The sequence below is a fragment of the Streptomyces sp. H27-H5 genome (assembly GCF_026627505.1).
In the GTDB taxonomy this organism is placed as follows: domain Bacteria; phylum Actinomycetota; class Actinomycetes; order Streptomycetales; family Streptomycetaceae; genus Streptomyces.
In genome coordinates this window covers 36,682-56,683 of sequence record NZ_JAPNLK010000057.1, presented here as the reverse complement: position 1 = coordinate 56,683, position 20,002 = coordinate 36,682, and the positions used below count along the sequence as shown (strand labels likewise).

The 20,002-nt window shown below is 71.9% G+C and carries 12 protein-coding genes; 11 read left to right on the top strand and 1 reads right to left on the bottom strand.

Annotated features, from left to right (window positions below; translation table 11 throughout):
• Positions 1-555 precede the first annotated feature (555 nt).
• The 5 genes from OTB19_RS26355 to OTB19_RS26335 all read left to right on the top strand — a co-directional run bounded on the left by OTB19_RS26355 (position 556) and on the right by OTB19_RS26335 (position 6,424).
• Positions 556-1,062, top strand: coding sequence for a hypothetical protein (locus tag OTB19_RS26355; protein WP_267800982.1), 507 nt, complete (start codon positions 556-558; stop codon positions 1,060-1,062).
• Positions 1,063-1,547: 485 nt separating this feature from the next.
• A complete protein-coding gene (locus tag OTB19_RS26350; RefSeq protein ID WP_267800981.1) occupies positions 1,548-3,770 on the top strand; it encodes a polyprenyl synthetase family protein in 2,223 nt (740 codons plus the stop codon).
• 101 nt (positions 3,771-3,871) lie between these two features.
• Complete coding sequence (locus tag OTB19_RS26345) at positions 3,872-5,080, top strand: hypothetical protein (RefSeq protein ID WP_267800980.1); 1,209 nt, start codon at positions 3,872-3,874, stop codon at positions 5,078-5,080.
• Between the two features lie 19 nt (positions 5,081-5,099).
• Positions 5,100-5,687 carry a GNAT family N-acetyltransferase gene (locus OTB19_RS26340; protein ID WP_267800979.1) on the top strand — a complete coding sequence of 196 codons (588 nt, stop codon included), beginning with the start codon at positions 5,100-5,102 and terminating at the stop codon, positions 5,685-5,687.
• 368 nt (positions 5,688-6,055) lie between these two features.
• Positions 6,056-6,424: a hypothetical protein gene (locus OTB19_RS26335; protein ID WP_324290545.1), complete on the top strand. Its 369-nt coding sequence runs from the start codon at positions 6,056-6,058 to the stop codon at positions 6,422-6,424.
• Positions 6,425-6,718: 294 nt separating this feature from the next.
• On the opposite strand, the gene OTB19_RS26330 is transcribed toward OTB19_RS26335, so the two are convergent.
• Positions 6,719-7,528 carry a 4'-phosphopantetheinyl transferase family protein gene (locus tag OTB19_RS26330; protein WP_267800978.1) on the bottom strand — a complete coding sequence of 270 codons (810 nt, stop codon included), beginning with the start codon at positions 7,526-7,528 and terminating at the stop codon, positions 6,719-6,721.
• A gap of 366 nt (positions 7,529-7,894) precedes the next feature.
• Here OTB19_RS26330 and OTB19_RS26325 point away from each other — a divergent pair, with 366 nt between their 5' ends.
• The 6 genes from OTB19_RS26325 to OTB19_RS26300 all read left to right on the top strand — a co-directional run bounded on the left by OTB19_RS26325 (position 7,895) and on the right by OTB19_RS26300 (position 19,905).
• Positions 7,895-10,717: a LuxR family transcriptional regulator gene (locus OTB19_RS26325; RefSeq protein ID WP_267800977.1), complete on the top strand. Its 2,823-nt coding sequence runs from the start codon at positions 7,895-7,897 to the stop codon at positions 10,715-10,717.
• A 107-nt stretch (positions 10,718-10,824) separates the two neighbouring features.
• Positions 10,825-13,701, top strand: coding sequence for a LuxR family transcriptional regulator (locus tag OTB19_RS26320; RefSeq protein ID WP_267800976.1), 2,877 nt, complete (start codon positions 10,825-10,827; stop codon positions 13,699-13,701).
• The gene (locus tag OTB19_RS26315) at positions 13,698-16,496 is read left to right on the top strand and encodes a LuxR family transcriptional regulator (protein WP_267800975.1); all 2,799 of its coding nucleotides are present in this window, start codon (positions 13,698-13,700) and stop codon (positions 16,494-16,496) included. Before OTB19_RS26320 ends, OTB19_RS26315 begins: the two co-directional genes overlap by 4 nt.
• Positions 16,497-16,811: 315 nt before the next feature.
• Entirely contained in the window at positions 16,812-17,990 is a 1,179-nt protein-coding gene (locus OTB19_RS26310; protein ID WP_267800974.1) for a cytochrome P450, read from the top strand.
• On the top strand, positions 17,987-18,199 hold the full coding sequence (locus tag OTB19_RS26305; protein ID WP_267800973.1) for a ferredoxin: 213 nt from the start codon (positions 17,987-17,989) through the stop codon (positions 18,197-18,199). Before OTB19_RS26310 ends, OTB19_RS26305 begins: the two co-directional genes overlap by 4 nt.
• 104 nt (positions 18,200-18,303) lie before the next feature.
• Positions 18,304-19,905, top strand: a complete 1,602-nt coding sequence (locus tag OTB19_RS26300; RefSeq protein ID WP_267800972.1) for a GMC oxidoreductase — start codon at positions 18,304-18,306, stop codon at positions 19,903-19,905.
• Positions 19,906-20,002: the final 97 nt, after the last annotated feature.

Below are 20,002 nucleotides of genomic sequence, written 5' to 3'. Positions count from 1 at the left end.
GCGTCAACACGCGAACCAAGAGGATCATGAGACAGATGCACGGCCGAGCCGGGTTCCCCCTGCTCCGCCACCGCATCCTCCTCCAGTGATCACTACGCACCGCTACCACCGATTACGGGACAGAGCCAACGGTGTTGGATACAACCTCACAGCATGATCAAGCCGGTCCCTCTGGAAGAGCTACACCCAACCCGGTTCGGCCCGGATCCGCAGGTGGAGCAGGCTGCGCCGCTGGACGGCGGCACTCGCGGAGAACGGCTTGGGCCGACTGGCTCCCCCGCGGCCGCCAGCACGTCCCCCTGCGAGTGACAGAGCGGGTCGGTGCGGCGTCGGGCGGCTCGGAGCGGATATTCCTGCAGCGTGATCAAAAACTCACTGCGAGCGCTCTGCGCCGCCTCACTCGTCATCGCACCGCTGCTCCTCGCGTCACCCGCGCATGCTGCGACTGCCTGCACCGTCAACGGCGTGCCCCAGTCCGGTCCCAGGGTAGTGGGAACGAACAATAGGGATCTGATCGTCTGTTCCGACGTGGACATGGGCGATACCGTCGATGCGATGGGTGGTGATGACTCGGTCACGGTCCTCGGCAAGGTCAGCGGCACCGTCCGCGCCGGTGACGGACGCGACCAGGTCACGATCGCGGTGACCGCCAACGTGCTGAACGGCGGCCTCGTCGATGCCGGTCTCGGCGCCGACGCCGTCGACATCGAGGGCGTGGTCAGCGCGGGCGAGGTCCGCGGCGGCGCTGACGCCGACGCCCTGAACCTGCTTCCGACCTCGCAGGTGCTGCCGAACGGCCGGGTCGGCGGCTCCGACGGAAACGACTCGATCACCGCCGACCTGGGCGCGAAGCTGGAAGGCAGAGTCGAGGGGAACCAGGGCGACGATGCCGTCGACGTCCTCGGCGAGGTCGCGTCCGGCGGCCGCATCAACGGCAACCTCGGCAATGACCTCCTCTCGGCCGTCGTGAACAACGGCACAGTCGACGGCGGCGCCGGAAGCGGCGACAGGTGCTTGGTCGGTGCCGGCAACCGGCCCATCAACTGCGAGATTCTGTCCTGATCCACGTCTGTTGTGCTCGCCGCCGGGCGCTTCCTGGGGCGAGCACAGGAGTGTCAGCGGCTGTCGGCTTACGCTCCGTTGCGCGCGCACGCCACATGACCGCGGGTTCGAGCGCACCCGCCCATCGGTCTCGTGATCGGCCGTTCCGCACGCCCGCAGGACTGTTCGGCCGAGCCCGCCGCCATGAGGGGCCAGAAGCCGTCATCGACAGCGCCAGCCACACAGCGCGACTCCATCGAATGGCCGGCGGCCCCGATTCGTGCCCGCTCTGGCACGCAGCCCTGGACGAAGAGGCCGCCTCGTACGCGTTGGCGACCACCTTCGGCGGACGCCGTTCGGCAGGCCGCCGCTGACAGCGACCCACCCGTCACGCCGTCCGCCGGACACACGCCGGCTGGCGGGCCTGAGGAGAATCACTGACCATGCGTGGTGAAACTGTGCAGAACAGGCCCTCCCGGGTACCCGATCACCTGATGAGTCTCGGCATGGAGCGAGACCCGGACCATCCTGATGACACAGTGGGCATGGAGTGGTGGTACGTCAACTTCCATGCCGAAACGGCCGAGGGCAGGCCGTTTTCCGGCTTCGCGGCGTTCTTCCGGGTCGGCGAAGCAAGCGCTCACGGGGGAGTGGAACACTCGCACACCCTCGCGGCCGGCTGGTGCGATCCGCGGACCGGACGCTATCAGCAGCTGACGCAGCTCGACGGTGCGAATCTGGCCCTGATCCGGGAGGTACTGAGGAACGATCGCGTCTACGATCCCAAACTGCGGGAGGCCCTTGAGGACATGGTGTCCGGCGACCGGCCTCCGCTGCCCGACCTCTCGTTGGAGGGGCCGGTGCGTCTCGCTATCGATCCGTTCGCGCTCTGCTACGGGACCGACGCCGAGTTCCGGCGTGATGACGCGGGCAGGTATCGGCTGCGGCTGCGTCATCCGGTGGAGCCCTTGTCCATGGATCTCGCGTTCACGCCTCTTCGCCCGGCAGCCTGGCAGGGAGGAAGCGGAACGGTGTCGGGGATCGGCGATGACGACGAGGGGATGCGCTACTACAGCGTGACCCGTCTCGCCGTAGCGGGTGAAATCACCACCGCTGGTGTCCGGCACGAGGTCGCTCACGGCACCGCCTGGTACGACCACGAGTGGGGCATCGCCCCCGTGCGGGCCGAAAGCGGTTTCGCGGCGGAGGAAGCGGCCTGGGACTGGTGCGGCCTCCATCTGGACAACGGCTGGGACGTCTCGGCCTCCGTCTGGAGCAAGGTGAACGTCGCCGACGGCAAGAGTGAAGTCCGGGACCGGACCTCGCTCGTTGTGTCACCCGACGGCACCGCCCGCACGCTCGGCGACTACACGCTGGAGCGCGGCCCTGTATGGACCTCCCTGCAGACCTTCAACGAGTACCCGCTCAGCTGGACGCTCACCTCGCCCTCCCTCGGCCTTGACCTCACGCTCCAGGCGGCCTTCGCCCGCCAGGAGGTGCGCACGGTAACCGTCCACCGCGGCTTCTGGGAGGGAAGGGTCCACGTCAGCGGCAGATTTGACGGCAGGGCGGTCCACGGAACCGGCTTTGTGGAGGTCAAGCCGGCGCAGGCGATCGCCCGTATGGACCAGCTGATGACACCCATCGCAGCGGAGACCCGCCGGGTCATCAGTGAGTTCTATCCGTCCACCCCCAGCCCGCAGGCCAGCCTCGGCTTCCTCGGCCCCGGGACGGAAGACCTGCTGGCGGCCGTGTCCCACACCGCATTGCACGAGACGCTGGCCGGACCCGTCCTGCATCTGGTGGATGCTGCGGGCAAGAGCTGGCGCCCCTTCGCGTTCACCGCAGTCCTCGAAGCACTGGGCGCCGACAGCGACTCCTACCGTCCACTGATGGCCGTCGTCGAACTGCTCCACACCGGCAGCCTCATCGTCGACGATGTACAGGACGACGCCGTACTGCGGCGGGGCCGTCCCACCGCCCACAGCGTCTTCGGCACCGCCACGGCCATCAACGCGGGCACAGCCGCCTACTTCGCCTTCGACCGGGTCCTACGCGACCTGACCCTGCGGCCAGAGGTCCGACTGCACGCCTACGAGTTGTTCTGCGGTGCGCTCCGCAGCGCACATGCCGGCCAGGCCCTCGACATCCACGGCCATACCCGGGCCATGGACGATGCCGTGGCCGCCGGCAGCGGAAAAGGGATCGGCGAGCACGTCCTGGCGGTCCATCGCCTCAAGACCGCCCTGCCGGTACGGGCTCTCGCGGATCTGGCCGCCACCCTCGCCGATGCCCGCCCTGCCCAACAAAAGGCGGTCTGCGACTACTTCGAGGCGCTGGGTCTCGTCTATCAGATCTCGGACGACGTATTCGATCTCCGAGGCCACGTGAACAGCGATGGAGAACGCCTGAAGGAGCCGGGTGAGGACATCCGCAACGGCAGAGTGACGTACCCGCTCGCATGCGCAATCGAACTGCTTCCCAGCGACCGGGCGCAAGAGCTCTGGCGGCGCGTCAGCGCCCGGCCCCGGCAGTCGGAAGAGGTAGCCGCGTGCATCACTGTGCTGGAACGTTCCGGTGGCGTGGACCTCGCGTTGGAACGCGCCCGGGCATTGATCGACAGGAAGTGGAATGGCCTCGAACCGCTGCTTCCGAACTATCCGATCAAGGCCATGCTCCGGGCGCTCGGCCTCTTCGCCGCCTACCGGGACGCCGAACTGAACGGATGAAGAGCCGCCCGGCGGAGGCAAGCAGATGTCTCCCACCGCCGCCCCGGCCCCCTCCCGCCGATCCCCTAATCGGAGTCCGCATCTCGAAAGGCCGCCAGCGCTTGCTCCCCGAACACGATGTCATCACGGGCTTCCCGGAAGAACTGGCACGACTTGGTCCGCAGCCCGACTTCCCGGCGCTCGGCGACATCCAGAACCTGCTCAGCGGCACCCCCACCCTCTTCTCCCACTCCGCTGACCTCATCTGCCACACACACACGACGACGCCGGAAACCCTGGAACTTCTGCGACGGGCAGGACACCCCACGCCCCGGAGCTGCAGGACGTTCACCACCGCGGACGAGCACCGCGCCCTGGTATCACAGGCCGTGGCCCGAGGGGAAAGAGTCGCCGCGCAGTTCAATCTGCCCGATCCACCCACGGGCCCCGGCCGGTTCGTTCCCGACCTGGCTCTGATGGGCGCCCTCTGCGACAAGGGCCGACTGGCCGAGTGGGTGCCCGCGCCGTTCATCCCACGCCGCACACTGGTCCCCGCCGCGGAATTCCATGGCGAGTGCACCAGCTCGTGGGTGGCCAAAGCGGCAACGACCAGACCCAACGGCGGCGGTCTCGACGTCCTGCTCCACCACCACCAGGGGCCCTCGCACCCGATTCCGTCCCTCGCTACCGCCGACGGAGAGCTGCTCGTGGTGGAGGAGCTGCTCGACATCCGCACCAGCTGGGGAATCCAGTTCTCGGTACCCCCGGCTTCCCCGCCCATTCTGCTGGGGTCAACCCTGCTGCTGACCGACGGTGAGGGTACATATCAGGGCAGCGTACTTGGAGCCGACCGGCCGCCCAATCCCCTCGTGCGCGCGGCCAGAGAAACAGCCGCCGCCGCGCAGCGGCGAGGCTTCTGCGGATATTGCGGCATCGACTGCGCGGTCACCACCGACAACAGGCTCCTCATCTACGACGTCAACTTCCGCATCACCCAGGCCACCCCCTTGGTGACCGTACCCGCACGCGCTCCACTCGGACTCATCGGCACCTGGATCGCAGCCGAGCCCGATGTACTCCTGAGCACCGCTCACTCATGGCTAGAACAGCACCGCCTCACCCCGGTCACGGCCTATATGCCGCCCAGCGGCCCCTCCTCCCTCACCGCGGTGCTCTGGGCGGAGAGCGCCGACATGCTGACAGGGAAAGCAGCAGAACTCACGCATACTCTCCTCCCGCCCGGCTCCGACGCCTGGAACCTTCTTCCCGCCCATGTACGGCCCGAAGGGGACCCGCACACACGGGAAGAGTGCCACCCGGCCAACCTGTAGCAGGAGGCGTATCCGCCCGATGACCAAGAAACCAGCCGTTGACATCTCGCTCGCCCAGCAATCCGATCTCGCCGAACTCTCCGAAGTCCTCAACCACTACATCATCAACACCACCGCCGTTGCCCTCTCCCAGCCACTGGACGCAGTCGGGCAGCAGCACAGGTTCGCCTCTCACGCGCCCGCGGGACCATACCGGATTCTCGCCGCGCGCGACCGGGACACCGGCCGACTCCTCGGATTCGCCGACAGCACCCCCCTCGTACCCGACGAAGCCTTCAAACAGGCCGCCGTCGTGGGCCTCTACTGCACGCCGGACGCAACCGGCCAAGGTGTTGGCGGCGCACTCCTGAGAGAACTGCTGCGCCACCTGGCAGCTGAGAAGGTCCGCCGCGCTTACGCCTACACACTGGACACGAACCAGCTCGCAACCGCCTTGCTACGGAGATCCGACTTCAACCAAGCGGCGGTGTACGACGAAGTAGCCCTCAAATTCGGAAAATACTGGAGCATGACGATCTGGGAGAAGAAACTGGCGGGCGCTGTGGATGACGGGCTGGTCGCCGAGCTGGTGACCCGGAAGATTTCAAGTCCAGTGAGACGGTCGTGACGCTATGAGGTTTGTGGTGTGGGTTCGCGGCGCTGGCCCAGGCATACGCACGCCACCCCGAACGCTTCGGCTGAGGTTCCCCCGGGTTGCGGGAGATCGTTGGCCGTCGTGTGATGGTCATGTCGAAGGGAACCGATCTCATGTCTGCACCCAGGAAGTACCCGAGAGTACTTTCTGGGGGCAGCCATGGCCGATGTTCCTCTCATGAGAACCATCTGACCCTCTGCCACCATCTTCCGCATCTCGGGGGAACCTCACACGCCCATTTCGACGGGCTGGACGAATTCGTCGCCGAACTGGTCATCGACCGGTTCGCGCGTGCCGCGCGCCAGGCCGAGGCACTGCCTGGGCGAGCAGGTCACGCCGCCGTGGCCGAGAATCTCGTCGCGGTCGCGTTCGCGCTCCTGACCTCCCTGGACCCCGTGGTCATCGGCCTGGCCATGACCCGTCCCGCCGCCTCCCTGCGGATTCGTCAGGCGCTGGAGGCCGGCGCACCGGGCTTCACGGCGATCCAGGATGCGATCTCCTCCTACCTCGAAGCCGAACGGCGGCTCGGACGCCTCGCGGACGGGATCGACAGCGCCTCGATCGCGCTCGCCCTCGTCGGAACGGTCCACCACCTCCTCATGACCAGCTGGGCCAGCGCACCGGACCCCCGGGAACAGGCGGAGCGTCTGGTCGCCCTGCTCCTTGGCTCCGACCCCAACGGCGCCGCCACCACTCGGGATGCGCCGTAGAGGCTGACAGCCTCAGCGCGCCGCTGGGATGGCAAAAAGGGGGCGCGCTCGGCCGGCGCGGCGCAGGACGGCCCACCTGCCCCAGCCTGCGTCGGCCGCGACCCGGGCGTCGCGCAGGGGGTCGTCGTGGCCGGCAGCCCGGGTGGTGTCCCGGACAGCGGCAGGCTGGTCGATCCGATGGCCCGGTTCGGGCGCGGCGACGTCAGTGACCGTGGCCGCCGGTGTGCCCTGCTCCGGTAGCTGATGGGGCGGGAGCGTCCGGCGCCCCTTGCGCCCCTCGCTCCCCTTTGCCCGTCAGGCCCCGGCCAGAGCCAGGGCGGCAGTGTGGTCCAAAGTGCCGAGGAAGTGTCTGCGGACAACGGTTTCGTGATGTCCGGCAGGTGGCCTCTGGAGGGTCACGGCCGCCGCGTGCCGTGGCCCGACCGGTATGTCCTTGACCGTCCAGCAGGGCGGCCGGGCCGGGGCGCCGAGTCCGGGGTCGCCGAGGTAGTCCAGGTCCGGGCTGCGGCCGACGCCGGTGCCGAGGCCCTTGAGATAGGCCTCCTTGCGCGCCCACAGCCGGGCGAAGACCGCGGGCCGTAGCGACGGTTGTGCGGCATGGATCGCCCGCCGCTCGGCAGGGTGGAGCGCTTCGCCGACGGTGCTCGCCTTCTGATGCGCCGGGAGCCCTTCCACATCGACGCCGACGGGCCGCGCGGCCACCGCGATCAGGACCAGGCCGCCGGTGTGGGACAGCGAGAAGTGCGGTGCGTCAGGGCCGGTCAGGGCGGGCCGGCCGTGCGGTTCGCCGCAGCAGGGACAGGGTTCGCGCTTGAACCTCAGCTCCGCGGGGGCGGCGTCCCGGTAGGCGGAGAGCACCCGGCGCAGCGTGAGATGCGCCGCCGCGTAGCGGTCCCGGTCTACGGCGTACACGAAGGCGGCGACCCGGGCGCGTTCCTCCTCGTCCAGCGGGGACCGGTCGAGGACGACGGACCGCAGAGCCGCATCCGGGACATGCAACAGCCACAGGTCCAGGGAGCCTTCGGCCGGTCGGGGCCGCGCCGCGGGCCAGGGCGCGGCGTTCCAGCCCGGCGGCGGGCAGGCGAGCTCCAGAGAGGGCTGCACAGGACACTCCGGTCTGTCGGCGTCGGCGGACGGCTGCCCCGGCACGATAACGCAGCCAATAGGGAGGAAAACGATGGCCGAATATCAGCCACATCAGGCTTCCGGATTGGCGGCTGTCCCGCTGTTGCTTCGGCGGCACGAGAATTCGGTGAAGCGGAAAGGCGGAAATACGGTGCACCGTCGCACCGGTTACCGAGGGGCGCACGGCGAGCCTCGGCCAAGGCTCGGGGCATTCTGTCTCAAATCCGCTGGATCTTCTTGGGGTTCCCCCTCAGCGTCGCCTACGATCTTGGAATCGCAGGGGGAGTCCGGTGTTCGGGCATCGGAAGCCAGGAGCGGTTTCACGGAGGAGAGGGAAATATTGTGGTGGTCACCTGCGGAACTGCCCGGGCCCAGGGCCCGGCCCGGAGCCCGGACAGCCACACCGCCGAACTCGACGCCCTGCTGCGCTACGCTGCCGAGGCCCGGGCGGGTGCCGCGCGGGCCGTCCTCGTCAGAGGGCCCGCCGGAATCGGCAGGACCCACCTGCTGGCCGCCGCGAGCGAGCGCCTGGCGGCCGAGGGAATGACCGTACGGCAATTCACCGGCCTTCCCGACGCCGCCGCCGCCGTTCGCGCGGTCGATGCGCTGCTCGCGGCGGCACCCGGGCGGCCGGACAGCGGCGGCGCCCGGCTGTGCGACACCCACCACGACTGGCACCGACTTCACCGGCGCACCCTGGAACTGCTCGCCGACAGCCCCGTGGCCCTGGTGATCGACGACGCCCAGTGGTGCGACGAAGCCTCCCTGCGCTGTGCCGACTTCATCCTGCGCCGGACGGCGGCCCAGCCCCTGCTCGTCCTCCTCGCCCAGCGCACCGACACCCCGGGCCCCGGGACCCCGGTGCTCGCGGAGATCCTCGCCCAGGGGCGCTGCGCCCTGCTGGAACCCGGCACGCTGGGCGAACCCGGCACGCAGCGCATGATCACTCGCCTGTTCGGCGGCCCGGCGGACCAGCAGTTCGTCCGGCGCTGCGTGGAGATCACCGGCGGCAACCCTCTGCTGCTCGACCGGCTGCTGACCACGCTGCGCACCGTGGGGATCGCGCCCGGCGCCGACGCTCTGCACCAGCTGAGCACCGTTCACCAGACGGCGCTGACCACGCTGATCCCCGACCTCCTCGCCGTCGGGCCGCGCCCCGTGCGGCAGGTGGCCATCGCCCTGGCGGTGCTCGGCCGCGCCGCCGTCGACCCGCTCGCCGCGCTGTGCGGACTGGGCGGCCGGTGCGTGGAGTCCGCCCTGATCCGCCTGCGCCACATCGAGGCCGTACTGCCGGGCTCCCCGCCGGAGATGCGCGAGGGGATCCGTACGGCCGTCCTCGCCACCGTGCGCGAGCCCGCGCTACAGGAACTGCGGGCCCGGGCCGCCCGGGTCCTCAGCGATGCCGGGCGGCCCCCGGCCGAAGTCGCCGAGCAGCTCGCCCTGCTGGAGCGGATCGACGAACCGTGGATGTTCGCGGTGCTGCGCGACGCGGTCTGCGAGGCCCCTGCCCGCGCCACCGTCGCGGCGGCCGGCCGCTGGCTGCGCGGCGACACGGGCAGCGGGCTCACGGCCACCGAGCGCAAAGACCTCCACGTCGAGCTGGCCCGCGCGGCCAGCCGTACGGCCGTCGCACCCGCGCACGCGCTGTGGCACCTGCGCCAGGCCCTCGCCGTCACTCCCGACCCGGGCGAACAGGCCCCCGTCGCGGTGCAGTACGCCATGATGGCGCTCGGCACCCGCAGGGCCCCCGAATCGCTCCGGTTACTGGAGCGGGTGCTGGCCGACCTGCGTGGCGGGGAGGGCGCCAGTGCGGAGCCCGTGGACCGTGAGGTCCAAGTCACCGTCGAGTCCGCCCTGCTGGCCTGCGCGGTCAACGACCGGACCGCGCTGCCCGCCGCCCGCGCCCGGGCGGCCTCCGTGGCCGTGCCGAGCGGACACAGCCCGGCCGACCGACGGCTGCTCGCCGCCCTGAGCGCCTTCGCCGCACTGGACGGCGGATCCGCCCGCCGGGCCGCCGCGCTCGCCCGGCAGGCCCTGCGGGCCGACGAGCCGGGCACCGCGGGCTGGGGGGTGTTCTGCTCCTCCGCCGTCCTCGCGCTCTCTGACCGCGCCGACGAAGCGCTGGCCGCACTGGACCAGGCGCTGTCCCCGGCCGAGGCCCACCCCCCGCTGTGGCCGCGGCGCGCCGCGCTCGCCGGCCGGGCCCTGATCCTGCACGGCATCGGCGACGTGCCCGCCGCCGCACGGGACGCCTGGGCCGCCGTCGAGGTCGTCGGACCGGCCGGCGCCCCGCCGCTCGCCCACATCGCGCTGAGCTCCGTACTGCTCTCCCAGGGCGAGACCCTGCGTGCCGACGCAGTGCTCGACCGGCTCACGCGCACGACGCCGGACCTGGACCGGAGCGTCTGGGAGTGGCACCACTACCTGTACACCAAGGGCCGGATCCTGCGGGAACTGGGCGACCTGGAAGGCGCCCTCGACCTGTGGCAGCGCTGCGGCCGGAGCCTGGAGGAGGCCGGCATCGTCAACCCGCTGCTCGTCCCCTGGTGGCTGCCCGCCGCCACCACGCTCGGCCGCCTGGGCCGGGGCGCCGCGGCTGCGGGCATCGTCGAGGCGGCCCAGGAAGGCGCCCGGCGCTGGGGCACCCCGCGCGCCCTGGGCCTGGGGATGGTCGCCGCGGCTTCGGTCGTCGAAGGCCGTGGCCGTACGGTTCTGCTCGCGCAGGCCGTCGACGTCCTGGCCGAGTCCCCGGCCCGCCTGGAACTCGCCAAGGCCGAGTACCAGCTGGGCCGGGAACTGCTCGGCCTCGGTGACGCCCGGGGCGCGCGCGGCCACCTGCGCCAGGCCATCGAACTCGCCACCCGCTGCGGCTATCACGTGCTCGGCGCCATCGCGCGCGAAGCGCTGGTGACGGCGGGTGGACGGATGCCGCAGCTCGCCGCCATCCCCCTCGACTCGCTCACCCACAGCGAGCGCCGGGTCGCGACGCTGGCCCGGCACGGCCACAGCAACAAGAAGATCGCGGAAGAGCTGTTCATCACACCGCGCACGGTGGAGATGCACCTGACCAACGTCTACCGGAAGCTCGACGTCCGTGGCCGCGCCGGCCTGCCGCGCGGCCTCGGCGCCCGCGGCCACCGCGCCGTCCCCGGCAGACCGGCGGCCTGAACACCCCGAACCACTAGCTCTGTCCGGGCGATCTTCGTGGAGCAGCCCGCGGCGTCCGGCGCGGGCCCGGCCCGATCGACAAGACACCCCCTGGAGGACGGACAGCCATGGTGCGGACGACAGCGGCGCAGCAGGTTCGCCGGACACGGCCCGGCGGCCCGAGGGACCCGGCAGCGATGGTCGGGCGGGACGCGGAGGAGAAGCTGCTGCGCGGCCTGCTGGAGGATCTGCGGGCGGGACGGCCCGCGCTCGTCGAGGTGTACGGGCCGCCCGGCATCGGGCGCAGCGCGCTGCTGCACCGCGCGGCGGCCCTCGCCGAACGGGCGGGTATACCGGTCGCCGCCGCCCAGGCGTCACCGGAGGAGGCCGGACTGCCGTACGGGGTCGCCGCCCAGCTCCATGCCCAGCTGCTCCCCGCGATCGCCCCGGCCGACCACACCGTGCCGCGGACACCGCCACACCCCGGTGACGTGAGGGCCGGCGACGCGAGGGCCGGTGAGGCGTGGACCTGCCGGCCCGCCGACCTGTGCGCCGTCTTCCTTGCCGCCGCCCGGAGCCGGCCCCTGCTGCTCGTCGTCGACGACACGCAGTGGGCCGACCCGCAGTCGCTGCGCTGGCTGCAGGCGCTGGCCCGGCGGCTGGCCGGCGCACCGCTCATGCTGCTCACGTCCCGCAACAGCGCCGTACCGACCACTGCGTACGACCGGATCGAGCCCTGCCCGCTGGCCGGTGAGCGCTCCGTGGCCCGGCACTCCCTGGCGCTGGCCCCGCTCTCGGCCGCCGCCGTCGGCGAAGTTCTCGCCGGGACCTGGCGCACCCCGGTGGACGAGGAGTTCCGCGACGGCGCCGCCCAGCACCTCGAAGGCAATCCGGCCCTGCTGCGCTCCGTCATCGGACGCTTCGTCCGGCACGGCTGGACGCCCGTCACCGACCACCTGGGCCACCTGGCCGAGAGCGCGGCGGAAGCGGTCAGGGAGCGCACCGTACGCACCCTCGCCCTGCTGCCCGGCGAACTCCTTGACGTACTGCGCGCCATCGCCGTCAGCGGACCCGACTGCACCCCCGGCCTGATCGACTCGCTCGCCGGCCCCCGCACCATCGCCGCCGCCCGGGCCCTGACCCTGCTGTCCGGAACCGGCCTGCTCGCCCCCGGACCCCGGCCCGCGCTGCGGACCGCCGCCGCCCGGGCCGTCCTCGCGGATCTCAGCACCGGACAACGCGAGGAACTGCACGCCCGGGCGGCTGAGTGGGCCCACCGCGCGGCTCTCGCCGACCGCGCGCTCGCCCGGATGCTGCTGGGCGCCCGGAGGATCGGCGCCGCCTGGGCCGTGGAGGCCCTGCGCCGGGAGGCCGCCGAATGCCGTGCCACCGGCCGGCCGGCCCCGGCCGCCCGACTGCTGGAGCGGGCCCTGCGCGAGCCGGTGCCACCGGCCCTGCGGGTCCGGCTGCTGACCGACCTGAGCACGGCCGTACTGCCCACCGCGCCCGAGGCCGCGAGCCGCCATCTGTACCGGGCCCTGCACACCCGCCCGGACGGCCCCGGGACCGCACCCGCCGACGCCGGGACGGACCGCGCCCGGCTGCGCGCCGCGGAACTCCTCGTGGCTCGCGGCGACATCGTCACCCCCCGCTCCCGGATCGCCCGGGCCGCCGCCGACGCACGCCCGGGCACCGCCGAGCACTCCGGGCTGCGCGCCCTGTACTGGATCACCGAGTACGCCCGGCCCGACCCGGCGGACGACTGCACGCCGCCCCTGCCCACCAGTTGGCCACCGCGCCCGGAACAGGCCGCCGAGGCAGCCGTCGCCGCCTGGCGTACGGCACAGCGTGGCCGGGACATCACCGGCGCCCGGCGGCTCGCCCGGGCCGCGCTGGCCCCGCAGGCCCGCGAACACGTCCCGCTCACCGTCCGGGCGTCGGCCGCACACGCACTTGTCCTCACCGGGGACACTGCGGAGGCGCGCGCCGCGCTCGACGACATCGTGGTGTGCGCCGAACACCGTGATGACCGCGCCGTCGCGGGCCTCGCCCTGCTCGTCACCTGTCTCGCCGAACTGCGGGACGGCCGCGACGCCGCCGCGGCCGAGGCCCTGGACCGGTGCGAGGAGATCATGCCCAGCCGCTGCTGGCACCCGCTCATGGCGCCCGGACCCCTCGCGCTGCGGGCCCTGGTAGACCTGCGGCGGGGCGACCTGGAAGCGGCCGAGCGGGTCATCCGCGCCGAGCTGCCGCCCGGCGCCGAGGGCGGTCTGTCCTGGGCGTACCTGCTGTACGCCCGCGGCCGGGTCCGGCTCGCGGGCGGGCTGCGCGAGCCGGCCCTCGACGATCTGCTGGAGTGCGGCCGGCAGCTGCTCGCCCGGCAGGCGGCCAACCCCGCCCTGCTGCCGTGGCGTTCCGCCGCCGCCCGGACCCGCGAGCCCGGAGACCCGCTGGCCGTGGGCCTGCTCGCCGAGGAGCGCCGGCGCGCTCTGCTGTGGGGCTCGCCCGCCACCATGGCCGCGGCGCTGCGGGGCGTCCCCGGGCCCGGGGACGCCGGGGGAGGGCTGCCGCCGGCCCCGGGGCGGCCCGTCAGCTGGCAGTACCGGCAGGCGCTGACCGCCCTCGGCACGTCCCCGTTCTCGGGCCACCTCACCGTCGACTCCCTGCTCGGCAGCGACCGGGCGGCGGCCCTGCGGCCCCCGGCAGCCGAGCTTCCGGCAGCCGGGCCCCCGTCTCCGTCCCCGACCGCCGACAGCAGGCCCCCGGGGCGGACCGAGGCCGCCGTGCGCCGTACGACGGCGGGCGCGGGGCCGCTGACCGGCGCGGAACTGCGCGTAGCGGCACTCGCCGCCGACGGCTGGGCCAACCGGGCCATCGCCGAGGAACTGGCCGTCACCCCCCGCACCGTGGAACTGCACCTGACCAAGGCGTACCGGAAGCTCGGCATCCAAGGACGCCCACAGCTGGCCGCGGCACTGAGGCGGACATCGAGGGAGAAACCATGAAGCCCCTGCTCCACCGACAGACAGAACTCGGCCTGATCACCGACGCGATGGACGCCGCACGCCACGGCGCCGGCGGCGGCGCGCTGGTGGTCGTCACCGGCGGCATGGGGATGGGCAGGACCGCCCTGCTGCGGGCCCTGCCGGAGCTCGCCGAACGCCGTGGAACGCGCGTCGTCACCGCCAGCGGAGCCGTGCACGAACGCGACTTCGGCTTCGGTGTGCTCAGCCAGCTGCTGACCCCCTTGCTGCCCGGAACCGCCTTCGCACTGCCCGGCGACCACGCCGACCCCACGGCGGGATCCGAGCGGGACGCCTGGCTTCTCGCCCTGGTCGCCGAGCACAGTGCCCGCACACCGCTGCTCATGCTGGTGGACGACCTTCAATGGGCCGACATCTCCTCCCTGCGCTGGCTCGGCCGACTGGCCGGCCGGCTGGCGGAGCTGTCCGTCACCCTGGTCGTCGCCCTGCGCGAAGGCGACCCCGGCGAGGACGAACCCCACCTCCACCACCTCACCGAACGTGCCACGCATGTCCTGCGGCTGCGCCCGCTGCCCCCCGAGGGCACCGCGGCCCTGGTCGGCGCCCACTTCGAGTGTCCCGTCGACCCGGCCTACGCACAAGCCTGCCACGAGGCGACCGGCGGGCATCCGCTGCTGCTCACCGCCACCCTCGACGCGCTGACAGGCCCCGGTGAACCGGCCGCCGACGCCATCCGGGCCATCCGCGAGACCCGGCCGACGACGCTGCACGAACGGCTGGCCGTCCTGCTGCGCAACCAGCCCACGTCGGTCTGGGAGTTCGCCACCGCCCTCGCCGTCCTCGGCGAGGGCGGTGGCGAGGGCGGTGGCGAGGAGCTGGCCGGCCAACTGGCCGGCCTCGACGATACCGGCCGGGCCGAAGCGGTCAGAGTGCTGCGCAGGCTCGGCCTGCTCGCCGAGGGCCCCGTGGCCCGGTTCGTCCACCAGGTGGTGGGCGACGCCGTCGAGGAGGCGATGACCCCCGCCGAAGCCGAGAACATCCGGGTGCACGCCGCCCTGCTGCTGCACCAGGGCGGCCACCCGGCGGAGCGGGCCGCGACGCAGCTCCTCTCCGCCGCCTCCTGCCACGAGGGCTGGACGGTCGACGTCCTGCGCGCCGCCGCGACCGCCGCCCTGCGGCGCACGGCCCCGGACGCCGCCGCCCGCTATCTGCGCCGCGCCCTGCTCGGCAGTTCGCCCGAGGGGCCGGACCGCGCCGAACTGCTGGCCGAACTCGCCGCCATCGAGCGCGATGTCGAACCAAGAGCCGCGCTACGGCACTTCGCCCAGGCGCTCCTCCTGCTCCCGGACACGGACCAGCGCGCCCGGGTGGCAGGCCGGATACCGCCGTTCCTGCTCGACGGCTGCCCGCCCGCCACCATCGACACCATCGTCAGGACGGCCTCGGAACTGGGTGACGCGGCGACGCTCACCGGCACCGCCCGCGGGCACGCGCTGCGGCTGGAGGCCCGCCTGCGGCACACGGCGGTGTCCGGCCCCGGAGAGCTGGCCACGTGCGCGGACCGGCTACATGCCATGGGCCCCGTACCCTGCCTGGACACCGCCGCCGAACGCGAACTGGTCACCGTACTGCTGCACGGCGCCACCATGGCCCAGCAGATCACCGCGGCCGAGGCCGTACCGCTCGCCGAGCGCCTGCTCCAGCACGAGCCCGCAGCCCCGGACCACGTCCACACCGCGCTGCCGCTGCTGACGGACGTCCTGGCCGCCTCGGGCTCCCTCGGCAGGATCGGTCCCTGGCTGCACACCGCGTACGACCGGGCCCGCCGCGAGAACGCCGACGTCCCGCGTGCCATCATCGCCGTCGAGCTGACCCATCTCGCCCTGGCCCGGGGCGAACTGACGAAAGCGCGGGCACACGCCGAAGAGGCGCTCGGCCTGGGGATCACCGGGTGGGCCACGCTCCAGACCCTGGCCGCCGTCGCGCTGGCCGCCTTGGAGGCCCGGGACGCCGGGCTGTGCGGACGGCTACTGTCCGGCTGCCGCGAGGACGCCGTCCAGGGCCACCGGCCCTCCCTGCGCCGGCTCATCCGCGGCGCCTCGGCCGCCGCGCTGCGCGACGACCTGCCGGCCGCCCTGGAGTGCGTCCTCGACTGGGGCCGTACGGCCGAGCGCGCGCACTGGCGTAACCCGGCCATCGTGCCCTGGCGTTCGTGGGTATCCGCACTGCACTACCGGATGGGCCGGCCCGACCAGGCCCGCGGCCTCATGGACGAGGAGTACGCGCGCGCTCTGAGCTGGGGCAGCCCGGTGGCCATCGGCCGCGCTCTGCGGGGCAAGGGCGCCATCACCGAGGGGGAGCGGGGCATCTGGCTGCTGCGCGAGTCCGCGGCCACACTGGAGCCGACGGTCAACGCCCTGGAGCGGGCCCGTACCTCTCTGCTCCTCGGGCGGCGTCTGCTGGCCGCCGGACGGGAGACCGAGGCCGAGCACCGGCTGACCCGAGCCCGCGATGAAAGCCTGGCCTGCGGCGCGCCCTGGATCGCCGAACGGGCCGGCCGGGCGCTGCACACCATCGCCGGCTCCCAGGGGGCCGCCGCGGTCGCCGCACTGACCGGCACCGAACGCCGGGTCGCCGGGCTCGCCGCCCAAGGAGCCTCCAACAAGGCCATCGCCGAGCGACTCGAAGTGAGTTCGCGCGCGATCGAGAAACACCTCACCCACACCTATCGCAAGCTGCGCATCGGCGGGCGCGCCGAACTCGCCCCGATGGCACAGCTGCTGTCCGACGGGGACGGCCACGCGCGGCGGCCGTAGCGCCCCGGGCGGCGGGGGACAACCGAACCGAACCGAAGCTCCTACGGTACCGCCGGTAACCGTACCCCCCGTCCGGTGTCCACAGGGTTAGTGCACCGGGGATTGATTTCGTTGACACTCTTCACCGCGCCTTCATACCTTCATTTCGGCGGTGATCGAACTGCGCGAAAGGCGGCGTTCGATCCGAAGAACGTCGTGTTCAGAACGGGTTGAGGCCGTGTTGAGGCCCCGTTCAAAGAGAGAGCCAGCCAAAGAGAGAGCCAGCCAAAAAGAGTGCCAGCCATGGAAAGGGCGGAAATGAGCCAGGGCGCACCGGTGACTTTTTCCACTGTCCGAGACGGATACTTCAATCCGCCGCCGACGACTCAGTCGCTGCGCCGGACCGAGCCGATCGCCCGGATGGAATTCGCGGACGGACACCTGGGCTGGATCGTCACCGGATTCACTGCCGCCCGAGCCGTCCTCGCCGACGCCCGGTTCAGTGCCCGCGGCGAACTCAAGCACCCGCCCGTACCGCGCGCCGCGACTCTGGACGAGGCCCCGGCCGCGCCGCCCGGGATGTTCATCCAGCACGACGACCCCGAGCACCAGCGGTACCGGAGGCTTCTCGTCGGGCAGTTCACCGTCCGCCGGATGCGGCTGCTCACCGAGTGGATCGAGGGGGTCACCGCGGAGCGCCTCGACGCCATGGAGCGCCTCGGTTCCCCGGCCGACCTCTTCGAGCACTTCGCGCTGCCCATCCCGTCCCTCGTCATCTGCGAACTGCTCGGCGTGCCCTACGCCGACCGCGCCGGATTCCAGCACGACACCCACGTCTGGAGCAGCTTCGGCGAGTCCACCGAGGACGTCACCGCGGCCTTCCTGTCACTGGGGGCGTACCTGAACGGCCTGGTACGGCTCAAGCGCACCGAGCCCGCCGACGACATCCTCAGCGGCATGATCGCCGCCGACCCGGGCCTCACCGACGAGGAACTCACCTCGATCGCCTTCCTGCTGCTGGTCGCCGGCCACGAGACCACCGCCAACCAGCTCGCCCTCGGCACCTTCGCGCTGCTGGAACACCCCGAACAGCTCGCCGCACTGCGCGCCGACCCGTCCCTGATCGAGGGCGCCGTCGAGGAGACGCTGCGCTACCTCAGCATCGTCCACCACGGCCCCACCCGGGCCGCCCTGGAGGATGTCGAAATCGACGGCACCCTCATCAAGGAGGGCGAGGTCGTGATGGTCTCCCTCGCCGCGGCCAACCGCGACCCCGACCGGTTCGCCGACCCGGAGTCCTTCGACGTGACCCGGCGCGCCGCCGGCCACCTCGGCTTCGGCCACGGCATCCACCAGTGCCTCGGCCAGCAGCTGGCCCGCATCGAACTGCGCGTCGGCTTCACCGCACTGCTGGAGCGCTTCCCCGGACTCCGCCTGGCCTGCCCGCCCGAGGAGATCAGACTCCGTCACGACATGCAGGTCTACGGCGTGTACGCGCTGCCCGTCGCCTGGTGACGCGCGGCCCCCTCACGGTCCGCGTCAGCCGGCAACTGTGCTGCGGCGCCGGCATGTGCGCCCTGCTCGCCCCCGAGGTCTTCGACCAGAGCGACGAAGGGCTCGTGGTGCTGCTCGCCGCCCACCCGCCCGCCGCCGCGCACGACGCCGTGCGTGAGGCCGCCGACCAGTGCCCCTGCTCGGCGATCACCCTTCACGAGTCCCCCTGAGAGCTCCCGCGCTCCGCCGCGCGACGCGTCCCCCCGCACCACCGCTCGCACCACCTCCGGAAAGCCAGGTACACACAGTGGAGAAGCACCTGTCACGTCGCCGCATGCTCGGACTCACGGCCCTCGGCGCCGCCGCCCTCGCGGGCAGCACCACCATCGGCGCCACCCGGGCGCTCGCCGCCGACCGCTCCGGCAGCCCGGCGTTCGTCCCCGCCGTGGTCATCGGGACGGGCTACGGAGCCGCCGTCACCGCCCTGCGACTCGCCGAGGCCGGCGTCCCCACGGTCATGCTCGAAATGGGCCAGCTGTGGAACCAGCCCGGCCCCGACGGCAACATCTTCTCCGGGATGCTCAGCCCCGACAAGCGCTCCAGCTGGTTCAAGACCCGCACCGAGGCCCCGCTGGGCAGCTTCCTCTGGCTCGACCTGGCCAACCGGAACATCGACCCGTACGCCGGTGTCCTGGACCGGGTCAACTTCGACCAGATGTCCGTGTACGTGGGCCGCGGCGTCGGCGGCGGCTCCCTCGTCAACGGCGGCATGGCGGTGGCCCCGAAGCGCTCGTACTTCGAGGAGGTACTCCCGCGCGTCGACTCCGCCGAGATGTACGACCGCTACTTCCCGCGCGCCAACTCCATGCTCCGGGTCAACAACATAGACAACGGCTGGTTCGAGAACACCGACTGGTACAAGTTCGCCCGGGTCTCGCGGGACCAGGCCCAGAAGGCCGGACTGGGCACCGTGCACGTCCCCAACGTCTACGACTTCGACTACATGCGGCGCGAGGCCGACGGGGCGGTTCCCAAGTCCGCGCTGGCCGCCGAGGTCATCTACGGCAACAACCACGGCAAGCAGAGCCTGGACAAGACCTACCTGGCCGCCGCCCTCGGCACCGGCAAGGTCACCATCGAGACCCTCCACCAGGCCAGGACCATCCGGCAGCAGAACGACGGAACCTACCTGCTGACCGTCGAGCAGAAGGACGCCGACGGCAAGCTGCTCGCCACCAAGGAGATCTCCTGCCGCCACCTGTTCCTCGGCGCCGGCAGCCTCGGCTCCACCGAACTGCTGCTGCGCGCCCGGGAGACCGGCACGCTGCCGAACCTCAACGCCGAGGTCGGTGCCGGCTGGGGCCCGAACGGCAACATCATGACCGCCCGCGCCAACCACGTGTGGAACCCCACCGGCTCCAAGCAGTCGTCCATACCCGCGCTGGGCATCGACGACTGGGACAACCCCCAGGCCCCCGTCTTCGCCGAGATCGCCCCCATGCCGGCCGGTCTGGAGACCTGGGTCAGCCTCTACCTGGCGATCACCAAGAACCCCGAGCGCGGCACGTTCGTGTACGACGCGGCCAACGACCGGGCGAACCTGCGCTGGACCCGCGACCAGAACACCCCCGCGGTCAATGCCGCGAAGTCGCTGTTCGACCGCATCAACAAGGCGAACTTCACGATGTACCGGTACGACCTCTTCGGCAAGCAGTTGAAGGTCTTCTCCGACGACTTCTGCTACCACCCGCTCGGCGGCTGCGTACTGGGCAAGGCGACGGACGACTACGGCCGGGTGTCCGGCTACAAGAACCTTTATGTGACCGACGGTTCCCTCATTCCCGGCTCCATTGGCGTGAACCCGCTCGTCACCATCACCGCACTGGCCGAGCGCAATATCGAGCGCATCATCCAGCAGGACGTCGCCGCTTCGTAGAACGGCCGGCGGAACCGGTCCGGCGGGTCCGCCGGGCCGTCTGGGCCGTCCGGGCCAGCACATCGGGAATCAGTACGGGGTTTTCCCCGGCATGCCC